Annotated in this window: 7 protein-coding genes, 1 other RNA gene and 1 pseudogene; 3 read left to right on the forward strand and 6 right to left on the reverse strand. The window is 47.6% G+C overall.

Translation table 11 applies throughout. The annotated features are described in order from the left end of the window. Window positions 1-175: 175 nt before the first annotated feature. The 3 genes from ACEPPX_RS10815 to ACEPPX_RS10825 form a co-directional block, all read right to left on the reverse strand. Complete coding sequence (locus ACEPPX_RS10815) at window positions 176-2,002, reverse strand: M48 family metalloprotease (RefSeq protein ID WP_416624045.1); 1,827 nt, start codon at window positions 2,000-2,002, stop codon at window positions 176-178. Window positions 2,003-2,005: 3 nt separating this feature from the next. Next, complete coding sequence (locus tag ACEPPX_RS10820) at window positions 2,006-2,596, reverse strand: LemA family protein (protein WP_416624046.1); 591 nt, start codon at window positions 2,594-2,596, stop codon at window positions 2,006-2,008. Between the two features lie 70 nt (window positions 2,597-2,666). Next, window positions 2,667-3,170 (reverse strand): DUF1841 family protein, encoded by a 504-nt coding sequence (locus ACEPPX_RS10825; RefSeq protein ID WP_047761847.1) that lies wholly within the window; start codon window positions 3,168-3,170, stop codon window positions 2,667-2,669. Window positions 3,171-3,291: 121 nt separating this feature from the next. On the opposite strand from ACEPPX_RS10825, the gene ssrA reads away from it, so the two are divergent. From ssrA to ACEPPX_RS10840, 3 genes are all read left to right on the forward strand, one after another. Next, window positions 3,292-3,653, forward strand: a transfer-messenger RNA (tmRNA) gene (gene ssrA, locus ACEPPX_RS10830). A 636-nt stretch (window positions 3,654-4,289) separates the two neighbouring features. After that, complete coding sequence (locus ACEPPX_RS10835) at window positions 4,290-4,442, forward strand: type I restriction endonuclease (RefSeq protein WP_416624051.1); 153 nt, start codon at window positions 4,290-4,292, stop codon at window positions 4,440-4,442. A 117-nt stretch (window positions 4,443-4,559) separates the two neighbouring features. Further along, a complete protein-coding gene (locus ACEPPX_RS10840) occupies window positions 4,560-4,745 on the forward strand; it encodes a hypothetical protein (RefSeq protein WP_416624047.1) in 186 nt (61 codons plus the stop codon). A gap of 309 nt (window positions 4,746-5,054) precedes the next feature. Here the strand turns inward: ACEPPX_RS10840 and ACEPPX_RS10845 are convergent, their stop codons facing one another. From ACEPPX_RS10845 to ACEPPX_RS10855, 3 genes and pseudogenes are all read right to left on the reverse strand, one after another. Continuing rightward, on the reverse strand, window positions 5,055-6,707 hold the full coding sequence (locus tag ACEPPX_RS10845; RefSeq protein ID WP_416624048.1) for an electron transfer flavoprotein-ubiquinone oxidoreductase: 1,653 nt from the start codon (window positions 6,705-6,707) through the stop codon (window positions 5,055-5,057). Between the two features lie 172 nt (window positions 6,708-6,879). Continuing rightward, on the reverse strand, window positions 6,880-7,395 hold the full coding sequence (locus ACEPPX_RS10850; RefSeq protein WP_416624049.1) for a dihydrofolate reductase: 516 nt from the start codon (window positions 7,393-7,395) through the stop codon (window positions 6,880-6,882). Between the two features lie 173 nt (window positions 7,396-7,568). Then, window positions 7,569-7,675, reverse strand: a pseudogene (locus ACEPPX_RS10855) (IS1595 family transposase); the annotation flags it as partial.

The raw sequence follows: 7,675 nt of genomic DNA on the forward strand, positions 1-7,675 counted from the left end.
CCACCTAAAATCAGCAGCGGTATCCTAAAAATCTTTGCGGGTACCGCTTTATATACAGCTATTGTTCATAAGAATGACCTTGCGCCTTTGTGACACACAATACTTTTGTGAAAAGGCCGTCTGAAATTTTCAGACGGCCCTTAAATATCTCTAATCTGCCCTTTATCGTTTACACCTAAGCCCCCTTATCCAAAAGGTACAAACCCAACGCCGCCTCGGCACCGCGCCGCCATTCTTCATCCGACTGCCCCGCAAGGGCATAACGGCATGCCTCGTAAAGTTTATGCCTCTGCCCAGGCTGCCATGCGGCGGCAGTTTGTAAAACGTCAGGCAATTTGTCTAACAAGGGAGCAGCCAAACTACCGCCTCCCGCTGCCCATGCCTCGACTTTTTCTAATATGTTTTCCGCCCTTATGCCTGCCGTTTCAATCGACAACAATGATTCGCTATTAGCGGTATAAGCGCATACCATCAACCACTGCCAAGATTCAGACGGCGATAAAACCCGGCCTTGCAACACACGCATCAACTCCTGTTGCAGCACCTGCTTTTCTTGCACAGATAACCATGCCAAAGAAGGAAGTAGTTGTTCAAATATCGCCAAGCGTACCTGGCCGTGCAGTTGGTTTTGCCGCAAACGCCGATACCACGCGGCACGTACCGGATAATGCCGCTCCCAAAGAGATAATGTTTCATCGGCTATGCCGTCAGGCAGCCATAAAACGGCAAATGCCACCAACAATCGCTCGGCATCACCTGCCGCGCTTTGCCAACGCTCCGCTCCCGGGAAATCCGCCCAGCGCTGCTGCCGCACATCATAATCCGCATCAGCCGCACGCACTGCCTGCAAAAGATAGTGCCTTTCACGAGAACCAGCCTGCTCAGAATAAGCGACAGGTGCAAAGCCGGAAATACCGCTTTCCACATCAAACACAACCACCGCCGCATTTTCCTCCGCCCTTCTGATAGCGTTTTCCCAACGACGCGCACGGTATTCGCTGATGCGGCGGATGCGTTCGACCACGTCGGGATGCGTCGCCAACCAATCCGCCCAAAATCTGCGCCTGCCGTCAATGCTGCAAAACATAAAATGAGCATATTCCGCTGCATGAACAGCATGGAAACGAGTATCTTCCGCCGTTGCCGCTTTATACAGAGCCGAAGCCAAGCCTTCTGTTTGCCGCGTAAACTGCACTGCCGACGCATCGGCCAAAAACTCGCGCTGTCTGCTGATAGCCGCCTGAATCAAGCCCGCCAGCCATGAGCCGAACCAACCTAAAATCTGCAAAGGAATACCCAAAACTGCTGTCGGCAGCAGTCGGATATCATCCTGCTTGTTATTCAAAACCAAATTGGCCGACCCCCAAAAACTTTCCTGCGTATCGCCGAAAGTCAGCAGCCGCCCCGCCACACTGATCGCCTGCAAACCGAACAACCAACCCGAAAGCTGCATATTGCTACGCATATCGCCGTTTACAATATGGCTGAATTCATGCGCTATTAAGGCCTGCAATTCATTACGGTTCAGCATGCGCACTGCACCGTAAGTAATACCGATTACCGCATCGGCAGGCGTCATACCGGCGGCAAAGGCATTAATGCTTTTCTCCGGCAGAATATACACCGCGGGAACGGGCATTGCCGAGGCTACCGCCATTTCCTCCACCACATTCAACAAACGCTGCCCACCCAAATCCGCTTCGTGCCTGCGTAATCTCTGTCCGCCCAAAGCTTCGGCCACCACCTTGCCGCCTTTGGCAAGACGGCGCATCCGGAACCAACTGCAACCGGCCACTACTACTCCGGTGAGTAGAAAAGACAAAATAAAAACGGTTTCATAACGGCTTCGGCTATTATCGGCAGAAATACTGATACCTATAGAGCTGACCCAAGCCGTCAATACCGCCGCCAACACCGATACGGCAACCACCGACAACATATAAAACAGCAAAAGCACACCACTTAAGCGGCGTGCTTTTTTCTGATGTTCGAGAAAGCGCATACTTTACCCGTTTAAATCCAAACGTACTTTAGGCGCATGCCGAATAGCCGCATAATCATCAAAATGCAGCAAGGGAGCGTTTTTCTTGTGGCCGAAGAAATCAGCCAGCAAAGAAGCCGGAAACGTTTCGCGGGTATTGTTGTACGACATCACCGAATCATTGTAGGCCTGCCGCGCGAACGCCACACGGTTTTCCGTGCTCGATAATTCTTCGGTTAGAGCCTGTATCGTTTCATTGCCTTTTAATTCTGGGTAAGCCTCAAATACTGCATTTAATCCGCGCAAAGCCGAGGTCAGCACATTTTCACTTTGTGCCAATGCCGCTGTTTCACCGCTACCCATAGAAGACTGCAATACGGCAGCCGCCTGATTGCGCGCAGTCATCACCGCTTCAAGCGTTTGCCGCTCGTGTTTTAACGCCGCTGCGGCTGCCTCTACCAGATTAGGCACCAAATCATGACGCCGCTTCAGCTGAACCTGAATTTGTGCCAACGCATTGCGGTATTCATTACGCGCGCGCACCAAGCGGTTGTAAATCATTACCGGCAGCACGATAAAAACTGCAGCCAGAAATAGTGTTAAGACGATACCCATTGTCAGCTCCCCCCTTTTTATTTTCGCTTTTGAAAGGCCGTCTGAAAACCATACAACCTTTACCAATCATCTAATCACGGCTGCTAATTTTATCGGAAACGGCAACTTCATGCGGATTGATACGGGCGTTATCCTCCTGCCCTAAACCCAACAGTTTGCGAAGGCGGGTCATATAAGCATTCACGTCCAAGCCCCGCCCGAAACGCTGGGCTTCCCATACCGTTTCGGCCAAAGCCTCCATCATGCCGTGCTCAGCCGCCACCCAATCATCATTGAATTTCGCACACAAGCGACGGTGGATTTCGCGGATGCCCGGCGGCTGGTCGATTCCCGCCTGCTCCTGCACGGATAAATGCAGCGACATATGTAAAAAGGGATTGGTTTCACCTTTTTCGGGTGTCCACACCGTTTCCAGATAATCCTCGATATTCTCTAAAAAATGATGATATTCGGGATGCGCTTCGATAATACGCAAAGCCTTCTGCTGCAAGGCGTCCAATTCCAAAGGCAAAAAACGCTTCTGCCACACATCCGCAAAAAAGCGGCGCACGTCTTGCGTGTTTACGTCATACATAATCATCAATCCTTACAAATATTTTGACATTATAACCGAAATACTGTGCCTTCTTACCCCCGCCGTACGCCCTCCGGTAGCGTTTTTGCCGCAAAGCGCGTATAATCGGCGATTCCTATCTGGGGGCGATCTTGGTTTCGACGGGGGTTGCGAAGCAGATGCGGGCATACCGGGGTCTCAGATTCCCGTAAAACACTGAAATTAAATAGTCGCAAACGACGAAACTTACGCACTGGCCGCTTAAGGCCTGCCGTTGCAACAGTTGGCCGATGGGCTGTGTAGGGTAAAACCTACGGCAACGTCATTTACATTGGCTGGTTTTCTGTCGGGTTACTTGGCAGGAAATAAGATTTAAGGTAACTGGTTTCCAAACAGCCTGTCGGTCGGCGGAATGGAAACAAGATTCAAATAGATTCGACTAAGTATGTAGAACGCTTTGTAGAGGGCTTTCGGACGGGGGTTCAATTCCCCCCGCCTCCACCAGTTACAAAGAAAAGACCTTGATTTATTCAAGGTCTTTTTTATTGTCTTCTTCTTTTTCATATAAACATCAAGGTCGCCGCCTGTTTAAAAATTTGCAAATCCGATAAAGTCTACGCCATCAGCAGTTACACCGAAACCAACGCACAGCTTCCCTAATTTTTCAGACGGCCTGAATATCGCCAAAGCCTGTCTGAAAACACATTTATGCATTAAAAATAAAAACATATCTTTCAGCATGCCGTCTGAAAAGGAAAACGGAATATGAGCAGAACCTACGAATCAGATATCGAACAAATAGCTGTTGAGATGTTGCAGTCCCTAGGCGATGAATATCATCATGTCTCAGCCGCTCGAACCAAGCAGCAGCCTTTCAATGCGCGTATTCGCAGGCTTTGCTCAAACCGGTGTTGTAATAGGCTGTAGCGGCGATTAATTCAGATTTAACCGATAAACAGGTTGCGCAGGTAATACGCGAGGCGGAAAGCGTTTACGCTCAGGATTTAACGGCGAGTAATCAGGCTTTCCACAGGATACTAACCGAGAGCGTGAAGCTGGAGAGCTACGAAAACGGCCATACGCAAGGCAAGCTGGCTTGGCTGGTCTATTGGGATTATCCGCTAGACAACCTGTTTGCGGGTGATAAATCAACTCACCATCAAAATCACCATCAAAAATCAACGCGCAGAGCGCAGGCCTGATGTGGTTTTATTTGTAAACGGTTTGCCGCTGGTGGTGCTGGATGCTGAAAAATGCGGCGGATGCCCAAGCGGCCGTAAGAGGGGCGTTTAATCAGATTCAAACTTATCAGGCAAGCTGCCCGAACTGTTTGTTTGCAATACGTTAAATGTTGTTTCAGACGACCTAGAAGCAAGAGCAGGTAAGACTCCAGCGGATCTCAGTCGCTATGTGGCATGGAAAATACACTCGGGCAAAAGTGAGGCACACTACAACGAGTCCGAATTGGAGGTATTGATGCAAAAGCTGCTCAGTTGGGTAACGCTGCTGGATATGGCGCACAGTTTTATTGTGCTTGAAGAGATCAAACACAAAGGGAACAGTGGCATAATTACAGTGAAAAAAATCAAAAAATAGCGGCTTATTATCAGTATAATATGGTGATTGTGCTTTAATTGGTTTGAACATCAAGTAAATGTTTAAATTCTTTCCTTCTATCTCCGCTTATCATCGCACAAAAAATAAAGAGTACCTGTAATCAGGTACTCTTCATCTTAAGAGCAGATATGAAATATTGGTCAGCTTCTAGCGATAACGGTACGCAAGCCTTCTTTGATTCGGCATCACTATCATACTGCCGGCCTTTGGAACGAGACAAGATAACACCCGACTTATCTGCCAAAGACTATTTCACTACCTGCCCTGACAACCACGGAAGGTTTTTTATTACATAGCGCCGTAATTCGGGCCGCTTCCACCTTCAGGACAAACCCAAGTGATGTTTTGGGTCGGGTCTTTAATATCACAGGTTTTACAATGTACGCAGTTTTGCGCGTTAATCTGCAAAGCCGGTTTACCTTCTGCCTCTACGATTTCATATACCGCAGCCGGGCAATATCTTGTTTCCGGAGAAGCATAATCGGCTTTGTTCACATCCAACGCTAATTGGAAATTGGCCAATTTCAAATGTACCGGCTGGTTTTCTTCATGACTGAGGTTTGCCAAAAATACGCTGCTGAGACGGTCGAAAGTCAGCACGTTATCCGGCTTCGGATAATCAATCGGATGGCAGGCAGCGGCTTTACGTAAGCTGCTGTGATCGCTACCATGGTGAGGCAGTGTCCACGGTGCCTTGCCTTTCAAAACGTATTGCTCGAGAGCCGTGTAAATCATGGCGGGCCAAAGTCCGTATCTGAATGAGGGGCGGATATTGCGTACCTCGTAAAGCTCACGGTAAAGCCAGCTTTGTTTAAACAATTCGTTCAAGCCCGAAGCCTCCTTACCGCTTTCTATTTCAACGCTCTCATCTAATACGCCGAATACGGCCTCTGCCGCCAGCATTCCGGATTTCATGGCGGTATGAATGCCTTTATACCTCGGTACATTCACAAAGCCTGCACAATCGCCCGCCAATACGCCACCTTTAAAACTGAGTTTGGGCAAACTCTGCAAGCCTCCTTCGCTTAAGGCTCGAGCTCCGTAAGCAATGCGGCGCCCGCCTTCGAAGGTTTTGCGTATTTCAGGGTGGGTTTTAAAACGTTGTAATTCTTCAAACGGCGATAAATAGGGATTTTGATAATCCAAGCCAACTACAAATCCTACGGCTACCTGGTTATTATCCAAATGATAAATAAACGAGCCGCCATAGGTTTGGTTGTCCAAAGGCCATCCTGTCGTATGGATAACCAAACCCGGCTTGCATTGTGCTTCGGGAACTTCCCAGATTTCTTTAATACCGATACCGTAAGTTTGCGGCTGGCTGTCTCGATCCAAGGCAAAACGCTTAATCACCTGCTTGGTTAACGAACCACGGCAACCTTCGCTGAAAATAGTTTGCTGCGCCCATAATTCCATACCGGGCTGGTAATTTGCCGTGGGTTGACCGTCTTTACCGATACCCATATCACCGGTCGCAATACCTTTTACAGAACCGTCTTCGTGATAAAGTATTTCCGAAGCGGCAAACCCGGGATAAATTTCCACGCCCAAACTCTCGGCTTGTTCGGCCAGCCAGCGCGTTAACTGCCCTAAGCTGATGATGTAGTTGCCATGGTTTTGCAAACTGGGCGGGGTAATTAATTTATGTGCTTTTTGGGCTGTGAGAAATAATACCTTGTCTTCGGTAACGCTACGGGTGAGCGGTGCGCCCTGCTCTTTCCAATCCGGCAGTAGCTCGGTAAGGCTTTTCGGATCAATTACGGCACCGGATAAAATATGCGCACCAACTTCGGAGCCTTTTTCTACAACGCAAACACTGATCTCACGGCCCGCTTTTTCGGCCAACTGTTTGAGCTTGATGGCTGCACTTAAGCCTGAAGGCCCTGCTCCGACAATTACAACATCATATTGCATGCTGTCACGTTGGATTGTTTCGGTCATTGGTTAGATTCCTGAATTTTAATATTTGTTTTGCCGCTGCCTATTTGTGAATCTCTGGCAATAAGTTTAATATCAGATAATATATTTTACGCGATCATGAATAAAGTAAAGCCGTCTGAAAAATATAGCAAGATAGCGGCATGGTCAATAAACGGTTTTTAAGCTCTACTTTTTATCCGCAAGCCACATCAAGCTTAGCAGTATCTTTTCTTTTGTAGTGAACGAAAGCATAACGGATGTTTTTACTGCTTTGATATACCTCTCGGGAAACTTCTTCCCATTCTTTACGGGAAATTTCCGGAAAAAACGCATCGCCCTGCACATCCAAATCCACTTCGGTAATTCTTAAATCGGTTGCAAACGGCAGGCTCTGGCGATAAATCTGCTCCCCCCCCATCACAATGATTTCTTCAGCATGCAAACATTTTTCAAAAGCCTCCCGAAGGCTAGCTGCAATTTCTGCCCCTTCAGCAATATAACCTACCTGCCTGCTGATAACAATATTACGCCTACCCGGCAATGGCTTTTTAGGCAGTGATTCCCATGTTTTCCTACCCATAACAACCGGTTTGCCGAGAGTATATTGTTTGAAAAAAGCAAAGTCTTCGGGCAAATGCCACGGCATACTGTTATTAATACCGATACAGCGGTGCGCCGCATAAGCGGCAATCAAAGTAATTTTAGGCATATTATTTGTTTCTCTAATCTTTTCAGACGGCATCTTAATCCGACTGTATTGTAAAGGTAAAGTTAGAAAGTAAACCTATTTAGAAAAATTATTAGCCCCCTTCTATCTTAGAAATTTTTTGGCTTGAATATATTTTCACCCCATAAAATTTTTGGGGCTGTATTAGATTAGCCTTAAATATCACACCAAATTCGCAAGATTTTAAGTTGCTCTTTTGGTGTACCAAAGTTAAAACGAAATTCGCATTCTTTCAAGAATAAAGGGAAAGATTTTCGGTCAA

The organism is Neisseria sp. S1, from assembly GCF_048060015.1.
Taxonomy (GTDB): Bacteria; Pseudomonadota; Gammaproteobacteria; order Burkholderiales; family Neisseriaceae; genus Neisseria; species Neisseria arctica.

Excerpts from the sequence above, each read along its gene's own strand:
- ACEPPX_RS10815 (WP_416624045.1), bottom strand. The coding sequence starts at position 2,002 with ATGCGCTTTCTCGAACATCAGAAAAAAGCACGCCGCTTAAGTGGTGTG.
- ACEPPX_RS10820 (WP_416624046.1), bottom strand. The coding sequence starts at position 2,596 with ATGGGTATCGTCTTAACACTATTTCTGGCTGCAGTTTTTATCGTGCTG.
- ACEPPX_RS10825 (WP_047761847.1), bottom strand. The coding sequence starts at position 3,170 with ATGTATGACGTAAACACGCAAGACGTGCGCCGCTTTTTTGCGGATGTG.
- ACEPPX_RS10845 (WP_416624048.1), bottom strand. The coding sequence starts at position 6,707 with ATGACCGAAACAATCCAACGTGACAGCATGCAATATGATGTTGTAATT.
- ACEPPX_RS10850 (WP_416624049.1), bottom strand. The coding sequence starts at position 7,395 with ATGCCTAAAATTACTTTGATTGCCGCTTATGCGGCGCACCGCTGTATC.